Annotated in this window: 14 protein-coding genes and 1 tRNA gene; 6 read left to right on the top strand and 9 right to left on the bottom strand. The window is 48.4% G+C overall.

Translation table 11 applies throughout. The features are described 5' to 3' along the window. Positions 1 to 33: 33 nt before the first annotated feature. Positions 34 to 1,518 (top strand): hypothetical protein, encoded by a 1,485-nt coding sequence (locus GC178_01995; protein ID MBI1286325.1) that lies wholly within the window; start codon positions 34 to 36, stop codon positions 1,516 to 1,518. Between the two features lie 294 nt (positions 1,519 to 1,812). Here GC178_01995 and GC178_01990 read toward each other — a convergent pair whose 3' ends face one another. The 4 genes from GC178_01990 to GC178_01975 all read right to left on the bottom strand — a co-directional run bounded on the left by GC178_01990 (position 1,813) and on the right by GC178_01975 (position 5,312). Continuing rightward, positions 1,813 to 2,073: a helix-turn-helix domain-containing protein gene (locus GC178_01990; protein ID MBI1286324.1), complete on the bottom strand. Its 261-nt coding sequence runs from the start codon at positions 2,071 to 2,073 to the stop codon at positions 1,813 to 1,815. 106 nt (positions 2,074 to 2,179) lie between these two features. Continuing rightward, positions 2,180 to 2,980 (bottom strand): sterol desaturase, encoded by an 801-nt coding sequence (locus GC178_01985; GenBank protein ID MBI1286323.1) that lies wholly within the window; start codon positions 2,978 to 2,980, stop codon positions 2,180 to 2,182. 17 nt (positions 2,981 to 2,997) lie between these two features. Further along, positions 2,998 to 4,032 carry a zinc-binding dehydrogenase gene (locus tag GC178_01980; GenBank protein MBI1286322.1) on the bottom strand — a complete coding sequence of 345 codons (1,035 nt, stop codon included), beginning with the start codon at positions 4,030 to 4,032 and terminating at the stop codon, positions 2,998 to 3,000. Between the two features lie 11 nt (positions 4,033 to 4,043). Next, on the bottom strand, positions 4,044 to 5,312 hold the full coding sequence (locus tag GC178_01975) for a hypothetical protein (GenBank protein MBI1286321.1): 1,269 nt from the start codon (positions 5,310 to 5,312) through the stop codon (positions 4,044 to 4,046). A gap of 76 nt (positions 5,313 to 5,388) precedes the next feature. Between GC178_01975 and GC178_01970 the strand changes: the two genes are divergently transcribed. Both GC178_01970 and GC178_01965 read left to right on the top strand, forming a co-directional pair. Continuing rightward, complete coding sequence (locus GC178_01970; protein MBI1286320.1) at positions 5,389 to 7,782, top strand: hypothetical protein; 2,394 nt, start codon at positions 5,389 to 5,391, stop codon at positions 7,780 to 7,782. Then, a complete protein-coding gene (locus tag GC178_01965; GenBank protein MBI1286319.1) occupies positions 7,782 to 8,492 on the top strand; it encodes a serine/threonine protein phosphatase in 711 nt (236 codons plus the stop codon). The genes GC178_01970 and GC178_01965 overlap by 1 nt, the downstream gene beginning before the upstream one ends. A 3-nt stretch (positions 8,493 to 8,495) precedes the next feature. On the opposite strand, the gene GC178_01960 is transcribed toward GC178_01965, so the two are convergent. The 3 genes from GC178_01960 to GC178_01950 all read right to left on the bottom strand — a co-directional run bounded on the left by GC178_01960 (position 8,496) and on the right by GC178_01950 (position 14,649). Continuing rightward, entirely contained in the window at positions 8,496 to 9,164 is a 669-nt protein-coding gene (locus GC178_01960; GenBank protein MBI1286318.1) for a hypothetical protein, read from the bottom strand. A gap of 120 nt (positions 9,165 to 9,284) precedes the next feature. Continuing rightward, positions 9,285 to 9,366: transfer RNA gene (locus GC178_01955), tRNA-Leu, on the bottom strand. Positions 9,367 to 9,417: 51 nt separating this feature from the next. Next, the gene (locus GC178_01950; protein ID MBI1286317.1) at positions 9,418 to 14,649 is read right to left on the bottom strand and encodes a T9SS type B sorting domain-containing protein; all 5,232 of its coding nucleotides are present in this window, start codon (positions 14,647 to 14,649) and stop codon (positions 9,418 to 9,420) included. A 203-nt stretch (positions 14,650 to 14,852) separates the two neighbouring features. On the opposite strand from GC178_01950, the gene GC178_01945 reads away from it, so the two are divergent. Genes GC178_01945 through GC178_01935 form a run of 3 tightly spaced genes read left to right on the top strand, consistent with a single transcriptional unit; the run spans position 14,853 to position 20,773 of the window. After that, positions 14,853 to 15,767, top strand: coding sequence for a T9SS type A sorting domain-containing protein (locus GC178_01945; protein ID MBI1286316.1), 915 nt, complete (start codon positions 14,853 to 14,855; stop codon positions 15,765 to 15,767). Between the two features lie 13 nt (positions 15,768 to 15,780). Further along, a complete protein-coding gene (locus tag GC178_01940) occupies positions 15,781 to 18,540 on the top strand; it encodes a TonB-dependent receptor plug domain-containing protein (GenBank protein ID MBI1286315.1) in 2,760 nt (919 codons plus the stop codon). After that, positions 18,404 to 20,773: a T9SS type A sorting domain-containing protein gene (locus tag GC178_01935; protein MBI1286314.1), complete on the top strand. Its 2,370-nt coding sequence runs from the start codon at positions 18,404 to 18,406 to the stop codon at positions 20,771 to 20,773. The genes GC178_01940 and GC178_01935 overlap by 137 nt, the downstream gene beginning before the upstream one ends. An 82-nt stretch (positions 20,774 to 20,855) precedes the next feature. Here GC178_01935 and GC178_01930 read toward each other — a convergent pair whose 3' ends face one another. Both GC178_01930 and GC178_01925 read right to left on the bottom strand, forming a co-directional pair. After that, on the bottom strand, positions 20,856 to 21,623 hold the full coding sequence (locus GC178_01930) for an alpha/beta fold hydrolase (protein ID MBI1286313.1): 768 nt from the start codon (positions 21,621 to 21,623) through the stop codon (positions 20,856 to 20,858). 25 nt (positions 21,624 to 21,648) lie between these two features. Continuing rightward, complete coding sequence (locus GC178_01925; GenBank protein ID MBI1286312.1) at positions 21,649 to 22,494, bottom strand: pyridoxine 5'-phosphate synthase; 846 nt, start codon at positions 22,492 to 22,494, stop codon at positions 21,649 to 21,651. Between the last annotated feature and the right edge of the window lie 45 nt (positions 22,495 to 22,539).

Genomic DNA, 22,539 nt, shown 5'->3' with positions numbered 1-22,539 from the left:
TGTAAAGTTCACGTCATACAATTAACTGTAATTATGAGAAGCACATTTTTAATCGCCTTGGTAGCTGTAATCACATTGCCAGTATCTGGCCAAGTGGCTTATCAAAAAGAACTCGAAAACGCCACTGTTCAAATGGGTGAGATAATAGATCACAAATTCGGTGAAGGTTTAACTCAATTCGTTGGTGAATGGGAAGGGGGTGTAGTTACGCTGATTTCCCATAAAGGAACTGACCTGTTTCAGCGGTACGATAAAGATTTAAAGCTCGTCAAGTCCAATAGTATCGAACATTCTTCTTTGCTTGATGGAAAATCCACTATTTCAAACCACGGTTTTCTGGTCGGTAAGTCTAAGAGTATGGTGAAAAGGCTTGTCGGAGCGACTAGTAAAAAGACCAAATCAAACACGCTGTATGTTGTGGATTTCGATATGGAGACATTACAGATGTCCAATTGGGTTGAAGTGTCAAAAGTGGAAGGAAAGTACTTTGACGATTTTCATAACTCTTGGGTTGGTTTCAAGTATTCGCTAGATTCTTCACACGTACTGGTTTCACATTTACTGCCAGAGGAAGAAAGAGTAGACGTGCAGTTCAGCGTTGTGGTTCTATCTGGAGACGACCTTTCTGTAAAGTGGCAGCAGAGCTTTGATCTTCATCAAAAAGGAGGGGCAATTCCATTGCTACAAGGGCGATCATTTGGAGAACAGTGGGTCGGCAAGCCTGATGCTACACATCTCAACTACGAATACATTACCACAGAAATGTGCATAGACAACTCAGGGGTGGTTTATACTTGGGCCCATTTCGATTTGGGTAGAGGGGTTGAAGTTGAGGAAAGGTTTCCAGTGAAAACACTGGTGATAAACCAAGATGGTATTACGATGTCTATAGTGAATCTTCAAAACGGCCATTACCTGCCTCGCAACGATTTTGGACTTGTTCAAAGACCAGAGGGCTGTCTTCTCATTGGAGGTTTACTCACCAAGGTAGAAGAAGAAAACTTGACCGCTGCGTCGATAGTAAATAAGTCAAATGAGCACGAGCTGACTGAGGCGGACGTTTCTCTTTTTCGAGGAAAAGTCACACATCGTGCCGATGGTTCTATGATTGTCCGAGTTTCGGACAGGGGAATGGTCTATTTGGGACGGGATTTGAAGAGAAGATGGAACATAGACCTTGGCTACCACCCTGGAATGTATTATGTCAATATGTACGTTTCAGGTGATAAATGCTACGCGGTATATCAAGATTTCGAGAAAAATGCAGGAGATATTTGGATCAATAGGGCGCCAGAAACATACGAGCCAGAAAGAGGAGATGTGGAGGTTGGTATGCTCGCTTCTTGGAGCATCTCAGATATTGAAGAAGGACAGCGAGAGGTAATGTATCCCTTACGTAAACTGGAGGGTTACGCTCCAAACTGGGTAAATTATATGACGCAGTTCGGGAGCAACTACTATCGTTATGTTAGAGAAGGGAACAAAAAAGGTCGGATTATTAAAGTGAAGTTCAAATAATTAACAACTACTAAGCTGCGACCCGCGAAGAAAGCTTTTCTGGACTATTTGCTCTCCGCTCGCAAACCCTCTCAAACGTCTCGCTGTACTTCTCGTGGTTGGTCCCCAGCAGGCCACTCTGCAAATTGAAGGTAGTAGTTGCGTATAGTTACTTAAAAGCCAAATGCTTTGCAATTAATTATATCGATGAATTGGTTACCTCAAGTTCGTCAGCGATCATAGGCGAGTCAGCTATGGCAGATCGTACTTCATTGATTGTCTCGGAAGCCTTTTTCAGCTCAAATTCCATATTTCCTATTTGAAAAGGTCGTTAATGGATCGTGGCAAATCGCTGGCTTTCAGCAACTGTTCAAATTCGCTGAGTCGACCCAGTACCAATACAATTTTCAGCAGCGATTCCAACGAGATCTTCCCTGAGGACTCGAACCTTTTGAGGCTGCCAAGCGACACTCCCGATTGGTCTGCCAGTTGTTGCTGGGTCAGGTTTTTCTGTGTACGGATCTTCCTACAGCGAGAAGCGAGGTCTTTCGCAACCTGAGAAGTTGAGCTGAACATGTAGCTAAAATATTAGCTAAATGTAGTCGAAAAAAGATTATTTGGCTAATATTTTAGCTGCTCGGTCATCTGTGCTTACAGAAACAATTCAATCAGCAAAAGAGATTTAAGCAATAGCTCTTTCTTCATTAAGAGCTTTGCCCGCACGCCTTTCACAGACTTCCTCAAACATCTCATCATACTTCTTGTGGTTGGTGCCCATTAGGCGGTCCCACACATTGAAGTAGAGGCTGTAGTTGCAGCTGAAATACTTGTGATGCATGTTATGATGCGTGCTGGTGTTGTGCCAAAACGTCCATTTGCTTTTGGTGAACCCTTTCGGCAACAGTTCAAATCCCAGATGGCCGAGCATGTTCAAGGTGAACTGATAGAGCGCCCACGTAAGAATGGCAATGGGATGCAAAGGCACCAGACAGACCATGATGGGAACATAGGCTATTTGAATGAACGCTTCGGTCGGGTGGAATGAAAATGCCGCCCACGGTGTCGGGTCGGTGCTTTTGTGATGCACCAGATGCACGTATTTGAAGATGGGTTTCCAATGCATCAATCGGTGCGTCCAATAGAACCAAGTATCATGCAGCACGATCAATAACACGATTGAAAAACCGAAATAGATACCACCGAACGCATCCATGTCCATGTAGATCTTGGTGAAATCGTGTTTCTTCAGATAAAGAAGAAAAACACTTACCATGGCGAAAACGGCCACCGAAGAAATGGAATACAGCACTTCTCTGCGCACATCCTTCAGCTTTGGGTATCGCTGCTGAATTTTCATTCTGAACGTTCGGTTCTTGAAAAGCAGGTAGAAGAGAACGTACGGCACACCAGCGAACAGGACGTATCGCATCATATCGCGCGAGAAGTTGTTGATGAACTTATCGATGTAGGCCTGCCATTCCATGCTTCAAAATTACAGGATCACCACTTCACTGCCACTTTTCCCATCGATTTTCGGTTTTCCACAAATTCGTGGGCCTCGGCCAATTGGTCGGCTTTGAATTCGGCACTGACCACAGGTTTTATCTCGCCAACCTTCCACAGGTCAACGACCGCCTTCATTGCGCGTGAAAGTGCTTCCGGCCGCTCGTCTGCCACATAAAGCATGTTCACCCCGATCATTCCTTTGGAGCCGAGCAAAAGCTGTATCGGACTGTATAACCCGAAGTTGGTGGCAAGTTTCAGAAGATTGATGGCTGCCAATCCTCCCGCAACCGACTCTGCGGTCCCATAACCGATAATTCTGCCTCCTTTTCCAAGTGCCTTGAACCCGTCTGAAAAGCTCTTGCCTCCCAACGAATCGAACACTACATCCAATCCGCGCTTACCGAGTTTCTCTTTTACCACCTTCGCAAAATCCTGCTTGCGGTAATTGATGGGAACATGCACGCCCTGCTCTTGAATGTACTTCAGTTTTTCTTCGGAGCCTGCGGTTCCGTAAATGGTGCAGCCTTTTCGTTTCAGCAATTGAACCAAAGCAGTTCCAACACCTCCAGCTGCGGCCTGAACCAACACATGATCTTCGGGAAAAACAGAAACACGTTCCTCTGCGCAATGGTAGGCTGTGCAATACTGAACGGCCAACGCCAATGCTTCGCCCAGAGGCATTTCTTCGGGTATCGGCTGAACAGCTCTTTCATCGGCCAACACATGTGTTGAATAACTTCCGAAACGTGTGAAGGCCAGAACACGTGTTCCTGCTTTAATGCGTTCATTTCCGATGGTACAATCATCCATGGTTCTTCCAACTGCCTCATAACCGACCACACAAGGCGTTGGTGGTGCATCTTGGTAGAGTCCTTTCCGCGCCATGATGTCTGCGAAGTTGATGCCGAAGCCCTCAACCTCTACGCGGATAAATCCAGTTTGCGGTTGAGGTATTTCCTCTTCGCGAAGCTGAAAGGCTGTTCTGGCCGAGCCGTGTTTGGTGATGTAATACGAGCGTTTCTTTTCCATGGGATGATGGTTTATTGGATGGTATCGGGTTGTAAGGTGGCAATAACTTCTGGCACAAGCAGTTTGGCAAATTGCCGATTGGCTTCGCCATTGAAATGCGACATGTCCACGAAATCTTCTTTTTTCCAAGGGTGATCGAGGACAGAAGACGCGAAGGCGGCTTCCGAACTGTCGGCAACGTCTTTCAGCGTTTGATTGTATGCGGCCATCATATCGTCAATCTGGTCGTTCGGAACGTATGGGATCCACCAACTATAGTTGCCTGTTTTCAGCACATCTTCCAACATGATCTGTGGCACAAACAGCACGTTGAGCTTTTGAACAGCGCAAAGCGCGGTAATGTTTTTCAGATTCCGTTTGTAGATAGCCTGTGCATGCTTGTCCACGCCATTGTGCTTCTGTATGCCGATGGTCAGTTCTTGCCCTGGACAGAATTCCAACACACCCATATTTTGAAAACCGATAAGCAGAAGCCGTATCGAAGCCAACATGGGTGCATTCTGAAGATGGCAAAGTCCCATTGAATTGAACATCGTTGGCGCGTGAAAATCGCTGTAGTCGGCTTTCAGATCGTGGACGTTCATATTTCGCAGATCGTTAAGGCCTACGTGATAAATGACAAGGTCGGCATCGAAATCAGAAAGCAGCAATGCCGTTTGGATGAGATTTTCGGCACTCGAGTAGCCTGGAACTCCCATATTGATGACCTCAAAGTCTGAACCCAACTGTTGCTGCAGTAGGTAAGGCCAGGTTTCCTCATTGTTCACACCGACTCCGTAGGTCGTGGAACCGCCCAATGTGACAATTCGGGTCTTGCCCGCAGGTTTCTTCAGGTCGAATTCCGCTCCGCGAAAACCGTGGCTGTTGTGCGCATAAAGCAGGCTGTCTCGCTGTAGGCGTGCGTTTGCAATTGGCGACCCCACCAAGTACGGGTGTTTCTCAAACAGATGTCGGTTCAGGTTGGTGTTGTCCAGATGGCTCCAATATCCCCACTTCCATTTGTAAACTATTGCGCTGGCGGCCTCGATTGTCATCAGCGTGATCAGGAACATCAGCGCGTATTGCGCCAATCGTTTCAATGCCCGTGAAAGTTTGGGAAGCTCCAAAATGGCCAGGAGCAGAAAAAGGATGCTTCCGCTCCAATAATAAAGGTGCAGAGCAGCGGTTTCTGTAGTTGCATCTAACCCGAAAACTGGCCGAACAAGTGGACAGAAGAAAACTGCCAGCGCAAAAAAGATGACAGCCATGAAAGGGAATCGTCTTTTACGTTGCGATGTCATGCCTCTTCGAAAATTGGTGCGGCTGATTTCAAGGACATAAAGCTAACGCATCTGCATCATTCTTTTCTTTGTGGCCATGCGCCTGCCGACCATCATTGTGCTTTTGCTGCTCTGCGTTCATTCAGGCTTTGCCCAGACCATTTCGGGGTTTGTGCGAGACAGTTTGACCAACGAACCGTTGGTGTTTGCGCATGTGGTTCTGAATGATGGCCCGCGCGGCACAACCACCGACCTCAACGGGTTTTTCAAGGTGGAAACGAATGGAAAGGTGACGCATGTTCGCATCAAATACATCGGGTATGAAATGCGGAACTTTCCAGTCGGGCATACTTCCGATACGCTGGTTTTCAAACTTCCGCGAAGCAATACGCAACTACAGGAAGTGACCGTTTATCCAGGTGAAAATCCTGCTGATCGGATCATTCGCCACGTAGTGGAAAACCGAAAGAAGAACGACCCCGGCAACCTTCCTTATTTCACCTACACGGCTTACGAGAAGACCATTTTCACGTTGGATGAGGACACGGCCGTGACCAATAAACGTAGCGCGGAAGACACCATGGTTGTGGCCATTCGCAAGCTGATGGACCGCCAGCACATCATGATGTCGGAGAACGTGTACGAGCGGAAATTTCGCAACGGCAAATACACCGATAACGTGGAGGCCACGCGGTTTTCGGGCATGAAGAATCCGCAGTTTGCCATGCTCATCAGCCAGATGCAATCGTTCAGTTTTTACAAGGATTATTTCTCGCTGGGCGAACAGGCGTATCTCGGACCGATCAGTCCGAACAGTTGGAACCGCTATTTCTTCAATATCGAAGACACGCTGATGGAGGCGCAGGACACGGTCATCATTCTGAGTTACCAACCAAAAAAGGGAAAGAAGTTCGATGCGCTGCGCGGAATGCTGCATGTGAACATGAGCGATTTTGCATTGATGAACGCCACCGCTACCGTGGTGGATGCGCAGGGCGTGGAGGTCAAGGTGCAACACAAATACGAGAAACTGAATGGCGAAACGTGGTTCCCCACGCAGTTGAATACCGACCTGAAAATGCTGGGACTTAACCTCGGTGGGTTTCACATCAAAGGTGTGAGTACCACTTTCAACAAGGACATTGACCTGACCGATAAGGTGCGTGCGGTTGACATAAGCAGCAACACGTTGGAGCTGCAAGCGATGGCGCACAAGAAGGATTCGGCCTTCTGGAATGCGGAACGCGAAACGCCTTTATCGGACAAGGAATTGCGCACCTATCATGTCATCGATAGCATCGGCAAGGAGATGAAACTCGACAGGCGCATCCGTTTGCTGATCGCGGCAGCAACAGGCCGTTTTCCAATTGGACCGGTTGAATTGGATCTCGATAAGATCATCGATTACAACGAGTATGAGGGATTCCGCTTGGGCGTGGGACTGCACACGGCTCCCAATCTGATAAAATGGGCCAATTTCGGGGCGTATGTGGCTTATGGTTTTCGAGACAAGGAAGCGAAATATGGAGGCGATGCGGTTTTTACACTTCACCAGAATCTCGGTCTTCAGCTTCGCGGAGCATATTACCATGATGTGCGCGAGATCGGTGCGCAGGAATTTCTGGTGGATGACGCGAAGGCGTTGAACCAGATGTACCGCGACCTTGTGGTGGAGCGCATGGATCTGATGAACGGTTGGAATGCTGGCGTGCGCATCAATCCGTTGCGCGGTTGGCATTTCGAGGCGCAGTTCCGCCATCAGGATGCACAGAGCAGGCACAATTACCGTTATGTTCCGGAGAATTCCACGGACAGCATTAACAAGTATCAGTTTGCGGAGGTGCGGGTCGGCTTCCGATTTGCGCCATTTGAGAAGAAGATGCGCTTGGGCGGAAGAGAAATTGTGCAGGATAGAGGCGCAGTCGTTCTTTGGGTTTCGGCCACCAAAGGGCTGAAAGGAATTCTGTCGTCCGATTACGATTACTGGAAAGCCGACCTCAAATTGCAAGGCAAATTCCGCATCCGAAAAGTCGGGATGGAGCATTGGCAACTCAGTGCAGGCTGGATCTCACAGGCGGTTCCATACTTGAAAATGTACACGCCTCAGTTCAACTTTCAGGATTTCTCGGTTTTCTCGCCCAACTCATTTCAGACCATGCGATCCAACGAGTTCCTGAACCAGTACCAAGTGGCATTGCATCAACGACACAATTTCGGGTCTGTCAAAACGGGCATCAACTGGATCCGTCCCGAATTCCATTGGGTCAACTCGTTCGGTATCGGTTGGCTCACAAAGCCACAGCTTCACACCGGACTCAAAATTCAGGACATGCACAAAGGTTTTTTTGAGACGGGAATCATGATCGAAGACCTGATAAAAGTGAACTTTCTCGGAATTGGTGGTGGCGTGTTTTACCGCTACGGAGCGTATTCATTTTCGAATCAATTTGACAATCTTGCGTTCAAACTCAGCATGAAGATCGGCTTCTGATGGCGAAGACATCGAAGATGGTAGGAAGAAAGGTGAGGTCACCAGAGAACGGTGGACGCAGGTTGGTGATCACAGACATTCACGGCTGCGCCATCACGTTCAAAAAACTGCTCGAAAAGGTCAAACTCACAAAAGACGACCAGTTGTTTCTGCTGGGCGATTTCATCAATCGCGGCCCGCGAAGTAAAGAGGTGATCGATCATGTGCTGCAATTGCAGGAAGACGGCTACAACGTTTTCCCGTTGATGGGAAACCATGAGGAAACCGTGTTGCATATTCTGCGCGAGCGGCCTGAACAATTGAAGTTGCTGCTCAGGTCGCGAAACTCGTTGGATCTTCTGAACAAGAACAAACGGATCCGAAAGCGCGTGTTCCGCTTTATCCGTTCGCTACCTTACTATTACGAATTGGATGATTTCTATCTGGTGCACGCAGGTTTCAATCTCAATATTGACAAACCGTTGACCGATACGCATGCTATGGCATGGATGCGCAACTTCAATTTGGCGAAGAAATTCAATAAGAGACGCGTCTTTTTCGGACACACACCCACCAAGTTTTCTAAGATAAAGGAAGCAGTTGCTGCGGGTGCAAAATCCATCTGTTTGGACAATGGCTGTTCGCACGCCTACCTCGGCAAGGAATATGGTCGGTTATTATGCTATGACCTTGATAGCGGGCAGCTTTTCAAACAAAGGAATATTGATTAGGCCTTACTGAAACGTGAATCCGACCGACAATAGAAAGCGGTGATATTTTTCTTGGAGTACCGCATTGACGAGCGTATTCCCATTTTCGTCCTGAATGGTCTGCTCAATGCGATTTCCGGCATTGACGAACTGGTAGCCGAGCGATGTGTTCAGCAGGGCGTGCCCGCCTAATTTGAAGGAAAGCCCGAGAGAAGGCTCCAGGAAAAAGCCATCCCATTTGTACCAATCGGGATCCAGCGCTTGGCTGGCTTCTTTGAAGGAGGCGAATTGGTAACCGCCCTTGAAATCGGCAAATGGCCGTATGCGACCGCGTGCAAAGTTGAGGCGCGATTGCCCGAAAACGGAAACCTGCTGTCCTTGCGGATTGTTGCCTTCCTGAGCCTGAAATGTGTACGCGGCTCCTGCTCCCATGTAAAATATTTCACCGATGAGGATTCCAAATGAACTGGCCAACCGCGGAGCAGGGATCTTGTAGCCGGCCACATTGGTTTCGGAAGTTCCACCATCAAACGAAGTGACCCTTGACGTTTTACCGATCTGAAAACCGGCCGTTATTTCCGTGATGTTATTGAAGCGCACGAGTTTAAACCCGCTTTTATCCTTCTTATCCTGAGCAAAGACAGCATTACTGACGAACGCTATCATTATGAGTATGACAAGTGATTTTTTCATTCTCGGATGTTTTTGGCAAAACCGCCAGATAGAACGATTTCCGGGTTTCGATATTATAAAGTTACGGAAAGCCAAAAACGGACAATGGGGACCAGAAGTCCCCATTGCGTTGTTCACAAGTGCCCGAGGTGGGAGTCGAACCCACACGCCTTGCGGCACACGCACCTGAAACGTGCGCGTCTACCAATTCCGCCACCAGGGCCTGCGGTGCAAAGGTAATGTTGTGGTTGATCCGATTTACAGCAAATAATAATCAGCGTATTACTTGGATAAAACCCTTTTTCGTGCCAGTTTCTCCAGAAACATCCAAGTAGTTTCCGACAAAATAATAGGTGCCTTCAGAAACACTGAGCCGCGTGTCCTGTGTGGTCCCGTCCCAAGCACCGTCAAGTGTTCTCCATTCGTAGATCAGTTTTCCGAACCGAGTGAATATTTGAACGTGTAATTGCGTAAGCCCATTCGCATCCAGTTTAAATACATCGTTGAATCCATCTCCGTTAGGTGTAATGATGTTGGTGGTGACCACGTTACAAATAACGGTTTCAACAACCGTTGTGTCCGAGTCGGAACACCCGAACTCGTTGGTAACAGTTACCCAGTAAACACCGGAATCTGAAACTGAAATGATCTCAGTCGTTTCATTGGTTGACCACAGTATTTGGTCGTAAGACTGGTTCAGTATCAGTTCTATCTCATCATTGAAACAAATGATCGTGTCGGGAATCAACTCTACATCGGGAACAGGAGCAATGGAGATGTCAATGGAAGTAGTGTCAGAAAAACACCCGTCCTGCCCGACCTGAAGTGAATAGACTCCTTGCTCGTTGGGCTGGATCGGATCGAATACCAATACACTTGTGTCTGAACTGAATCCGTTGGTTCCGGTCCAATGGAAGGTGAGACCTATCGTGTCGGATGCGTACAGAAGAACGGTGTCTTCAGGACAACCATTACCTGACATGATCAGATTTGGATTGTCGGGAATCGGAAGGATGTCTATTTCCAAGAGGTCTGATTGAACCATGCAGCCCGCAATATTGAGCGTGGCGTAAACACCTCCGTAAAGGCTTCCTTCCGAAACACTGTCTATCTGTAACTGCCCGTTGGTGGCGATTCCCAAGGTGTCTGACAATTCATCGAAAAAGACAACTGTTCCGATACCAGAAGGAGAAACGCTCAATTGAAGCTGGTCTCCTTCGCAAAGTGGAGTTACACCTGAGATATCCAGCGATTCAGGGGTCTGGGTCACGATGATCTGCCAGTTCATCGGAGGAGACAGGCATCCGAACGAACTTTCAAGTAGAAAGACGAATTCTGTGTCTGCGGATAGGATTTCTGATACGAAAGGAATGGCGATCGAATCCTGGATCAGTCCGTTGTCCAGCAAAAGTGTACCACTTGATATAAGATCCAGGATGGCAGTTTCTCCTTCGCAGATCGTGTCAGTAGGCAAGACCAGTGCGGAAGGTGGGGTTTCAAATTGTATCTGAAGGGTATCGGTACTTAAAACGCAGCCGTTGGTGTCGGTTACGGATGCCCATAATGCTTCATCGTCAACGATCAGAATGGAATCTAAGTTAGATTGAGAGGGGAGCCACGTAAGTTGGGAGAAAGAACCTGAAACATTCAGCCAAACCGAATCTCCGAGGCAGTTCAGAGAGTCGCCAGTCAAAAACAGAATGGAAAAATCGGAAGGAGCTACCATCTGAACAGTTTCGCTTACAGACTGTACTCCGCAAACGGGATGCTGTGCAAAAAGAGTGTAAGATCCAGAATCCGGTGCCATCAGACTTAGCATCGTTCCATTTACCAATGTTGAATCGGGCAGTCGCCAATAATAGCTGATGCTTTGGGTGGAGTCTGTACTCAGATTCAACGAATCCCCCGGGCAAAGTGTGGTAGACCCCGAAATTAGAGGTGGTTCCACCCCTTCGAACAAGTTGACGGAGGCGGTATCGAGTACGCTGAAGCACTCTCCGTTAAAATGGGCACCAAAGAACATGAGGTCAGCAGCAACAGAATCTGAAGAGATGGAAGGAAGGATACCGAGTGAATCCATCTGTTCGGTAAACCAGTAGGTAGGCTGCGCATTCGTCAGTGTATAGGAGGTGGCGCTCCCATTGAGGCATACGGTGGTGTCTGACAAGACCGGTGGGTCTGGGGCAGGAAGAACATCAACAAAAAGTGTATCTGAGTGTCCGATACATCCATCAAAGTTTTCTGCTGTAAGGAAATACATTCCAGATTGAGTGACCTCAATTTCCACGTCCTGCGATCCGTTATTCCACTCATACGAATAGTAACCCTGTGGAGCTTGAACCTCCAGCACTTCGCTGGCGCAGATGGTGTCATAACCCGCAATGTTCAGATCCACTTCCGGTGATACATCGATGACCGTAATTCCAAGTGTGTCTGTGATTCCGCAAAAGGTTGCCGTCACTTCGTAGTACCCGGCCTGATGGATCTCCTGTTCAAAGAGGCTGTCCACCAATGGCGAAGGCCAGTCTAAAATGGAACCCTCATTCGCAAATACGGTAAGCGTTACGGTCCCTCCCTCGCAAATGGTCTGCTGTGGTTCGGCTGACAAATACGGGGTATTGAACCCGCGAACCTCCACCTCATTCGATATGAGGAAGCATCCTCCGGGATTCACCATCTCGCAGAAATAAAAACCCGGAGTGGTGGCCCAGATGATCTGCGTGGAACCGACCACGGCATTGTTCGGACCGATCCATTGATAATTGCTTCCCGCAGGCGCGATCATCTGAACAGAATCTCCGGGACAAATGACACCGTTTGAAGGAATCATGGTGATGTCCGGAGCCTCGAGATTGCGAATAAGAAATGTATCCGACTTGCTGCACGTGCTTCCGGATGGCGTGAGCACAGATGCTGTCCATTGATAAGTTCCTGCGCTATTCGCAAGCACGGAACTCAACGTATCCGGGCTGATTATTCCAGGTCCTGCCCAATGATAGAAATCTCCCCCGCTGACCTCAATTTGAACCGTGTCTCCAGGACACATTCTGTGATTACCGGATTCCTGCGTACTGAAATGGGTTACATCGAGATAGAACTCATGATGAAGGATGTATGTGGAAGTGTCCGTATTGCAATGGTCCATAAGTTCCACATCAAGAATAACCCAGGTTGATTGTGTTGCAATGAAAGAGTTGCCCATCATCCAAGTATCAAGGTCACCGGGTTCATTCTCATACCAATCAAAATGCGTGAGGGATGAAGGAATGTTGGGAAAACTGATGCTCCAATCGGAGGAGAAATATGGCATGGAAAGCCCTACTGTTTGATAATGTGAGCTGTCGATGACCAAGTACTGAATCAGGTCTCCCTGACAAACGGTCAATGTGTCCGTTTGAGACAGACCGAGTGCACTTGTTCCGATGAGAATGTATGGATCAAGCGTGTCTTCATTGGCCCAATCATCAATGTGAACCAGAACATCGGTCGTGCTTTCACATCCCGCTGGCGATAGTTGATGAGCCGTGTAAAGACCCGATGTGGTAACGGTTGTATCTAAGAACGGATGTTGTATCTGACTTGATGACCAAGACCAACCATAGAGATTATTGACCGTGTCAATGCCACTCATTGTCAACTGAACGGTGTCTGGGAAGCAGACGAAGATCCTCTCTGGTGAGGCAGTCGTTGTGTTCACGATCACATCATCAGATATGAGTGGTGGGTCTGGTGTATCATCTACAATGACCACTACCGTGTCGGAGGACGAGTAACAGTTGTCATCCCGACTTACCTGAAGCCAATAGGCTCCGGTGCCAAGTCCCTCGATGGACGTCTCGGTGCTACCGGTGGACCATAAGAGGTCGTAGATAGGACCAATGAATCCATTTGTTCCCGAAACCGACTCATACTGGAGGTCGACAACTTCGCAGCTTTGAATCGTATCTGGGCAGCTGCCGTTAATGCATGGTGTAAGGAAGTCTCGGACACAGTTGTTGCCACTCCTGCTGAAATAGTCATAAGGCTCACGGCTAAGATCGACAGGTTTCGCGATGAGAATATCCTGATGACCAGTGCTTTCTATCGTAGCAAATGAGCCATAATCAGAGTCTGAACAATAGTTCATTGATGGTGGGTTGGGCAAGAAGAGCAATTGGTCCGTTGTCCAACCGGTCGGCAGAAAATTGCCTCCATCCGGAGCGTGGAAGTATTTTGAGAATGCACCTACAACTATCGGTTGTGACCCTTGAAGGACCATGTCCCAGGCCACATCGTCTCCAGGTCCACCGAACTGTCGCTCCCAATTCCGAGTTCCTGTTGCGGAATATTGTGTCACAAATACATCCCTACGATCGGCCGAGTAGAACACGCCATCGCCATACTGTTGGGAATACTCGTCCATGCGACACTTGAAATAGCCGGCCATGTAGGCATTCCCATTTGCATCCACATCTACAGCGCGCGAACTGACCTGTGTTTCGGATCCGTCATTCTCAAGCCACAGCACATCACCTTCGGTGTTCATTTTGGTTAGAAAGACCTTGCTCAGATATTGGGAGGTGGTAGTGGTAAGCGGTGTGGTGAAAATGGCAAGTTGACCGGTAAAATCTCCGGTTATGTACATCAACGAATCCTGATAGAAAACGATATCGTACGGAATGCACATGCTTGCGCTCATCTTACGCATCCAGAGCTCATCACCATCCGAATCGAACATCATGACAAAACCAGTATTGTACACTTGATTGGGATATGTGTTGGCCAACGTTAGTGTGTCTGAGAACTGCCCGATGAGCGCAATTTGGTTGCTTCCATTTACGGCCAGACCAGTTCCACGGTCATCATGGTCGGCTTGCCCATGTTTTGACCAAAGGACATTGCCATCAGTATCGTATTTCACCACGAAAATGTCGTATGATGGTTGGTTGTCTTCCGGGTCAATGACGGAACTGTACGTATCAGGACCTACGGTAATGGTTCCCTTGAAATTTCCGGTTATGATGGCATTTCCGGCCTGATCAACCGCCAGATCGTAAACGAAATCGTGGTCAACACCGCCAAATGTTCTTATCCAAATAAGGTTTCCGGTCGGGTCGAGCTTGGCAAGGAATACGTCTTGGGAACTGTTGTTCGAAACAAGTGTGGTTCCATCCACGGTCATTGTTCCTGAGAAGTAGCCGGACACGAAGATGTTGCCATTGGCATCGCGATCATTCGCGTAAGCTGCGTCACTTCCAGTTCCACCGAACTGTTTAACCCAACTAATATTCCCTTGCGAATTTGTTTGCGCAATAAACGCATCAATTTCTCCTACGGAATTTAAAATGGTACCATCGAAATCCACATTGTACGAGAAAAATCCGGAAACAAGGTAGTTTCCCTGATCATCCAATGTGATGTCCAGTGCTTCATCATTTCCAGCACCTCCAACCCCTTTCAACCAGTTCTGGCCAAGGGAATTAAAGAATAAAAACGACAGTAGAATGGTTAGTATTGGAGGTTTCATTTCCGCAGGTTTTATTCGAAATAAAGAGATCTATCAACATGATGCAAACAAAAGATCAGGACATTCTTACGTTTCTAACAGTCTAATATTGCTTGCGGTGTGGGTCATTTTGAAGGAATCGTTAAAAATGGGTTACCACATTTTGTTGATTGGGAGGGGCTAAATGGAAGGCCTACATTTGCCGAAAATTCAGCACCTACAACATGAAAAAACTTGTACTCATTCTTGCTTCAGCGATGTTTGCCGTTGGAGCCAATGCCCAAACACAGGATTGTTCCGACCTTTTCATTTCAGAATACGTGGTCGGTTCCTATAACAACCGAGCCCTTGAAATTTACAATCCTACCGATGCTGCCATCGACCTGAGTGGCTACAAAGTGGGCCGTTTCCGTGATGGCGCTGGAACACCGATGTTGCTTGGTCTTGCCGGGATGATTCAACCGTACAGCACTTACGTAGTGGTAGTTGATAAAAGAGACCCGAACGGAACAGGTTTCGAAGCACCGGTTGATATGGCATTGCAGGCTGTGGCCGATACGTTTGTGAATCCGGTCTACGTGCAGTCTGATTCTCCATTCTACTTTAACGGTGATGATGCGGTTCCGTTGACTAAAGCCGATGGAACAACCCTTGTCGACTTGATTGGAAAGATCGGTGAAGATCCAGGAACGGCTTGGAGTGATACTTCTGGTACTTGGTGGACAACCAATCATACATTGATCAGAAAACATACGGTATTGCATGGTGTGACCACGAACCCGTTAGAGTTCATGGTACAGACAGAATGGGATAGCCTTCCAGAAGACACATTCACGGAATTGGGATGGCACACGTGCGATTGCCAGACAATGGGCGTGAGCGAGGTCGATCAGAACAAATTCAATGTATATCCGAATCCATCGGCAGATAAGGACCTTATGGTATCTGCTGCGCAGGAATTGAACATGATTCAGGTGTACAACATTCTCGGACAGGAATCTCACCGTGTTTCCTTCAACGGAAAGAATACCACTACGCACAAACTCAAACTTCAGCACCTTTCAACAGGCGTTTACATCGTTCGTGTATCGCTTCGTAATGGAGCTGTGCTTTCGCGCAAGGTGATGCTCGGAAAATAGGCCGTTCCAGTACATGAGGAAGTTTCTTGGAGTCTTTTTATCGGCTTTCTTGGTCGTGGTTTCGACCTACGCTCAGAAGACGCGCATTTACGGTGTGGTGAAAGATGCGAATTCGGCCGAACCACTCATCTCTGCAAATGTGGTGTATGGAGAGGGGAAAGGCGTTGTCACGGATTTTGACGGGAACTATTCCTTTGATGTCCCGAATGGAGAATACACCATTCAGGTCACCTACATCGGTTACGAGAGCTTTTCGAAAACCGTAAAGGCAAATGGTGGTCAGTTGGAACTGAACTTCTCACTTTCAACCATGACGTTGAACGAGGTGAAAGTGGTGGCCGACATTGCCTTGGATAGGGAAACACCTGTTGCATTCACGAATATCGATCCGATCAAGATCAAGGAGGAAGTTTCCTCTCAACCGCTTCCTATGCTGCTCAACAGCACCCCAGGCGTTTACGCTACGCAGCAAGGTGGTGGAGCGGGTGATGCACGTGTGACCATTCGCGGTTTCTCGCAGCGCAACATTTCGGTGCAGATAGATGGTGTGCCGATGAATGATATGGAAAGCGGTTGGGTATATTGGAGCAACTGGTTCGGGTTGGATGGTGTGACACAGCGTATTCAGGTACAACGTGGTTTGGGCGCCAGTAAACTGGCCATTCCTTCTGTTGGGGGAAGTATGAATATTCTTACTACCGGAATCACGTCTAAGCGTTCCACCGAAATTTCCGCAACGGTTGGGAATAATGGTCTGATCCGAACGAATGTGAGCTTCAATTCGGGTCGTTTGGAGAAAGGCTGGGGTGTGACCGCTGCCTTTGCTTATGATCATCAGAACGGTTGGGTGCAAGGAACCTATGCAAGCCGCTACTTCTATTTTCTGAAGATTCAGAAACAGATCGGGAACCACACCTTTAGCATTTCGGGAATGGGCGCGCCACAAACGCGCGGTCAGCGCAGTTATATGCAGCCTGTATTTCTCTACGATAGAGCTTATGCCGAGAAGATCGGTGTGGATCTGAACAGTGCCTCGGTCACCTCTTATCCGCTTTTTGGCAACTATGGGTTGCGTTACAATCAGCAATGGGGAAATCTGATTCGCAATCGATACGACCCAAATGCGCAATCTCAATTGCAGAGCGTGGCGGAGAATTTTTACCACAAACCGATTTTCAGCCTGAAGCATTTCTGGGCTAAGGACAAATGGGCCGTTTCCAACATTCTTTATGGTTCTTTCGGAAAAGGAGGTGGAACTCAACTGCGCGGAAATGGCGGACTGTTCGATCCTTACGGTCAGTATGACCTCTCAGGACTTTATCAGGAGAATATTACAGGAACCGTTTTTGTACCACCTTATGATACAACGGAGGTCAACGATACCAGTCAGTACAAATCGCGGAATTACATTCTGGCGAACATGAATAACCATTATTGGTATGGTCTGCTTTCCACCGTTGACCACAAGTTCAATGATTCGTGGGATCTGGCGGCCGGTGTCGATTTCCGCTCATTCTGGGTAGAGCATTACAGCACGCCTTACGACCTTTTGGGTGGCGATTACGCGGTGATCAATTCCACTACGCAGCAGAACAGCCTTTTCGACCCGAATGATAACGTGAAGCGGGTGGGAGACGTGGCCGGATATCGTGCCAACACCAATGTTTACACGGCCGGTGTTTTTGCGCAGGTGGAATATTCGAAGAAGAAGTTTTCCGGGTTTGTTAGCGTTTCGGGTGGCAACAACTGGTATCGCAGATCGGACCAGTACCGTAAACGCGACCTTGTGCTGAGCGACACCACCATGCGCCAGGTGCTTGGCATTAACGACACCATCGTTTACAACGGAAAAACCTACACGGCCAATAGCAAAGAGGCGCGCACCGCTACCACCGATTGGGTTCAATTTCAGGGCGGAACGGCCAAGTTGGGACTCAACTATAACATCACCGACCACATGAACATCTTTGCTAACGGTGGGGTGTTCTTCCGTCCTCCGTATATCGCGGATGTGTATGCAGGAACCTCCTTCAACTTGGTGCGGGGAATCAAAACCATGGTCACTTGGGGTGTTGAGTTGGGTTATTCCATCAAATACCCGCGTTGGGCGGCCAACATCAATCTCTACAGAACAACTTGGGAAAACCGTCCTGTGAGTACAAGTGTTTCCATTGGAGGAACACAGACAACCATCAACGTACCGAATATTGGCTCCGTGCACCAAGGAATTGAGGTGGACGCGGTTTATAAAACGCCTTGGTTCTTCGATGTGGAAGGGCTTGTTTCGTACGGAGATTGGCGGTGGAAAGGCAAGGCGTTGGCTTATTTCTATCAGCAAGGCTCGAACAATCCTGTCGATTCCATTGATGTAGATGCAGATGGTGTACATATCGGTGATGCGGCTCAGTTTCAAGTGGCAGGAAGCATCAAGATCAAGCCTGTAAAAGATGCCTACATCAAAGGTCAGATCACTTATTTCGGAAACTATTATTCTAATTTCAATCCGTTGGACCTTCAAGGCGATAACCGAGGCCGGGATTCATGGAAAGTGCCAGCCTATTACTTGTTCGATGTGCATGCAGGCTGGACCATCAAACTCAAAAAAATGGATGTTTTCATCCGCGCCAGCGTGCTGAATGTCCTCAATACGATCTATATATCCGATGCGCAGAACAATGCGGTTTCCGGTTCTCAGAATTTCGATGCCACCTCGGCACAGGTTTTCATGGGGCAGGGAAGACGCTGGACGGCTACGGTCGGGGTCAAATTTTAAAAACATGAACATGAAGAATATTTTAACCACCGCTGCCGGACTTCTATTGGTCGGTACAGTTTTCGGTCAGGCTGTGTTGCCCACCGGATGGAACTTTGATGACCCTACACCCACAGGTTGGGTGGAAAGCTTGGACAACAATCCGGGTCTCACACGGTACGTGAACGGACAATCGGGCGCAGCCTGCAAATTGGATGGCGACCATGAGTATGTGCTGGTGAATTTCAGTGATGTGTGCGGAAGCGTTTCATACTACATCAAAGGACAAGGAACGGCCACCAATGACGTGTTCTCCATTCAGGAATCGGTGGATGGGAACACGTGGACAGACCTTCGTGTACTGAACCAGTCTGATATTGATGCTACGGTGAATGCTTACGTGCAGTTTACGGATATGCCGAACGCAGCAAGCCGTTTCATCCGTTGGTATTTCACCAATAAGCAGACAGGCAGAAACATTGCATTGGATGAGATCGATCTGGAGCCGCAAGTGGCCACAGCCGCGCAAGAGATCGCCATCAATGTTGCGGGAACTCCTGTTGTGAACAACTCGACCTACATAATTGGAAATGTGGCCACTACTACATTTACAATTGAGAATGTGAATTTGGCTGGAGGTGACACACTTCATGTTTCAGACATTCAGGTTTCGGGTCCGAATGCTTCGGAATTCACGGTTTCCGGGGTTTCTGCTCCATTTGGGATAGGCGCACAGGCTTCGCAGAACGTTGACATCAATTTCAGTACAGCTCAGATGGGTTCGCGTTTCGCAACACTTACCATCACCAACGATGACGCGAACGGAGATGAGACCTCTTACATGATCGATCTCTACGGGATCGGGGGAGATTATGCAACTGAGCCAACTGCTCAGCCGACCAACTTTTCATTTACCAACGTTACTTCGTACAAGTACGATGTATCGTTTGATGACGCTACTTCTGTTCCTGAGAAATACATCGTACTGCGCAACATTGGAAGCGCGGTCCCCGATGTTCCCGTTGATGGCCAAACGTATGTGAAAGGCGATTACATCAACGGTTCGCAGGTGGTTTATGTGGGCGATGCAGGTTCTTTCAGACCAAAATATGTGGTGGCAGGAACCGACTATCATTTTGCTGCTTTCTCCGTCAATGGCCCTTCTGGTTACGAGAACTATCTGACCGCTTCCCCGTTGATCGGAAACATCACTTCCAGCGGCTCCATGGTCGGCAATTATTACGATGGCATTGATGCGAATGCGACCACTTTCCTCACGGATCTTCAGACCAAACTCGGACAGAATTACAACCAGATCTACTACAGCAATTACGCGCCTGTAATGCTGGAAAAATTCGCTTCACGCGATACAACAGGCGGACAGACGGTGATCACGGGCGTTTACTCAGGTTACCAATATCTGTACACGGGTCCGTTCTTCTTCGATGTCTTGAGCCGCGAGCACTCTTGGTGCCACAGTTGGATGCCAACCTATCCTGACGACCAGGGAATGGAATACTCCGATCTGCACAATCTTTTCCCGGTACATCAGAACAGCGCCAACGCGGTGCGTAGCAATTACCCGCTGGGTGTGGTTGTCAACGAGGTCAGTTCATTCATGGGTGCCAAATATGGTGATGATGCGAACGGCAATCGGGTTTATGAGCCGCGCGATCAGCACAAAGGAGATGCCGCTCGCGCCATTTTCTACATGGCAGCCAAGTGGAATGGCACAGGTGGAACGTGGGAATTCCCGAATCCGATCGATTTCCTCATTTCGTATGGGCAGGATCAGGATGTGCTGAAGCAATGGCATTGGCAAGATCCACCGGATGCGTGGGAAATTGCCCGCAACGACTTCGTTGAAAGTGAGCAGGGCGATAGAAACCCGTTTGTTGATAGCGTGAACTGGGTGTGCTACATCGATTTTGAGAACTTCACGTACATCGGAGAGCAGACCACACCTTGCACGGTTACACCAGAGGGAATTGCGGAAGCGCTTGAAGGCGATTTCTCCATTTCACCGAACCCGACCAACGGCATTGCAGCGCTGAATCTTAATCTGAAAGAAGCGCAACAACTCTCCATTGATGTGATGGACATTACAGGAAGAACGGTCGCTACGAGAACACGAAATTTTAACGTGGGCGTTTCACGCGAAATGTTCGATCTGACCAGCTTGGATGCAGGTGTTTACCACGTGATTTTGCGCGTAGCAAATGGAAGAACTGCGTTGAAAGTTGTATTGCAGTAGTTCGAGCTTGATGCATCAAGCCCGAACGTAAGTTTATTTAAGGATTGAGAAAGCCGCTGCCCAAGATTGAGCAGCGGTTTTTTCAATCTATGAAGTCTTTAACGGCATGCACAAACCCTTTCGGGTCTTCTGCGTGTACCCAATGTCCCGTGTTCAGATGTTTGAATATCGTGTTCGGAAAAAGGGATAGGATCTCTGGTTTATCGGCTTCCTGCACATACTTCGAATGTGTTCCATATAGAAAAAGCGTTTCCACTTCCGAGCCCTTCAGAATGGGCAGCCCCATTTCTTCAATGTCGTTGGCCAGCACATCCAAATTGAATCGCCAAGCGTAATGTGCAGAACCATCATCCGTTTTTTTTCGGTAGATGTTCTTCAGTAGAAATTGGATCACGCTTTCATGCTCGTTCAAGAGGTTTTTCAGTTCTTCTTCGGCCTCGCTCCGCGATGAAATGTTTTCAACGTCAAGTGCCTGCATGGCGCGGATAATAAGGTCGTGATGCACGGGATACTGTTTCACGCCCATGTCAACCACCACCAGTTTTTCAAGCAGATCGGCATGGTCGGCAGCAAACGTCATGGCTGTTTTTCCGCCCATGGAATGCCCGAGCAGGACGGCATCCTTCAATCCGTGCTGCTGGAAGAACTCGAACAGGTCGTCTGCCATTTCCTCGTATGTGTGCGTGTCAGTATGAGGCGATTGTCCGTGGTTCCGTTGATCCACCAGGTAAACATGATGCCTGTCGGCAAACGCTTTGGCCAACGAGAACCAATTATCCAACGAACCAAAAAGCCCGTGCAGGATCACCAGCGGTTTCCCTTCTCCGTAATCCTTAAAATTCAATTGCATGGCTTGTGGTTGTAGATGCGAGTATTTATTTGGAGAATTGACCCCCTCGGCCTTCGGCCACTCCCCCTTTCCTGGGGGAGAGTTGGTGCGCGTTCCCAACCTCAGTTTGGCGAGGCGGTTCCCCTTCTGGAAAGGAGAGGTTAGGGGAGGTTACGCTCAAGCAGTTCTTATACATTTTCACCGTGTTGCTCAGCCCGTAGTAGATGGCATCGGAAATGAGCGCATGTCCTATCGAAACTTCCAACAGGTTCGGAATGTTCGCTGCAAAGTATGCGAGGTTTTCCAAGCTCAGGTCGTGTCCTGCATTGATACCGAGGCCGACCTCGTTGGCAACTTGGGCAGCTTCTACAAATGGAGCAATGGCTGACTTTGGGTCAGAAGGATAGCCAACAGCATAACTTTCTGTGTAGAGTTCAATTCTGTCGGTTCCAGTTTCTTTCGCTGCGCGGATCATTTGGGCATCTGTCTCAATGAAAATGGAAGAACGGATTCCAGCATCTGTCAGCTGCGCGATGATGTCTTGCAAGAACGATCGGTTTTTAATGGTGTCCCAACCCGCGTTGGAGGTCAGAGCGCCTGGCGGATCGGGAACAAGCGTTACCTGTGTCGGTTTCACATCAAGCACCAATTGCATAAACTTCCCGTTCGGGTAACCCTCAATATTGAACTCTGTGTGGACGACAGGTTTCAGGTCGTACACGTCCTGATAGCGGATGTGCCGCTCGTCTGGTCGCGGATGGACCGTAATGCCATCAGCACCGAACCGTTGCGCTTTGATGGCGGCTTCCACCACACTCGGATTGGTGCCGCCTCGGCTGTTGCGCAAGGTGGCGATCTTGTTGATATTCACGCTCAGTTTGGTGCCCTTCATCGAAAGAAATTGCATTTATTGCCACCAAAAGTAGAGTTAGGCCAA

It is taken from the genome of Flavobacteriales bacterium (assembly GCA_016124845.1).
Lineage (GTDB): Bacteria > Bacteroidota > Bacteroidia > UBA10329 > UBA10329 > UBA10329.
This window is presented reverse-complemented; position numbering and strand designations above follow the sequence as displayed.

Bases quoted from the DNA above. Each gene is read 5' to 3' on its own strand.
- GC178_01925 (MBI1286312.1), bottom strand. From the start codon at position 22,494: ATGAAGGGCACCAAACTGAGCGTGAATATCAACAAGATCGCCACCTTG.
- GC178_01970 (MBI1286320.1), top strand. From the start codon at position 5,389: ATGCGCCTGCCGACCATCATTGTGCTTTTGCTGCTCTGCGTTCATTCA.
- GC178_01975 (MBI1286321.1), bottom strand. From the start codon at position 5,312: ATGACATCGCAACGTAAAAGACGATTCCCTTTCATGGCTGTCATCTTT.
- GC178_01930 (MBI1286313.1), bottom strand. From the start codon at position 21,623: ATGCAATTGAATTTTAAGGATTACGGAGAAGGGAAACCGCTGGTGATC.
- GC178_01940 (MBI1286315.1), top strand. From the start codon at position 15,781: ATGAGGAAGTTTCTTGGAGTCTTTTTATCGGCTTTCTTGGTCGTGGTT.
- GC178_01960 (MBI1286318.1), bottom strand. From the start codon at position 9,164: ATGAAAAAATCACTTGTCATACTCATAATGATAGCGTTCGTCAGTAAT.
- GC178_01980 (MBI1286322.1), bottom strand. From the start codon at position 4,032: ATGGAAAAGAAACGCTCGTATTACATCACCAAACACGGCTCGGCCAGA.
- GC178_01965 (MBI1286319.1), top strand. From the start codon at position 7,782: ATGGCGAAGACATCGAAGATGGTAGGAAGAAAGGTGAGGTCACCAGAG.
- GC178_01945 (MBI1286316.1), top strand. From the start codon at position 14,853: ATGAAAAAACTTGTACTCATTCTTGCTTCAGCGATGTTTGCCGTTGGA.
- GC178_01995 (MBI1286325.1), top strand. From the start codon at position 34: ATGAGAAGCACATTTTTAATCGCCTTGGTAGCTGTAATCACATTGCCA.
- GC178_01985 (MBI1286323.1), bottom strand. From the start codon at position 2,980: ATGGAATGGCAGGCCTACATCGATAAGTTCATCAACAACTTCTCGCGC.
- GC178_01950 (MBI1286317.1), bottom strand. From the start codon at position 14,649: ATGAAACCTCCAATACTAACCATTCTACTGTCGTTTTTATTCTTTAAT.
- GC178_01990 (MBI1286324.1), bottom strand. From the start codon at position 2,073: ATGTTCAGCTCAACTTCTCAGGTTGCGAAAGACCTCGCTTCTCGCTGT.
- GC178_01935 (MBI1286314.1), top strand. From the start codon at position 18,404: ATGTCCTCAATACGATCTATATATCCGATGCGCAGAACAATGCGGTTT.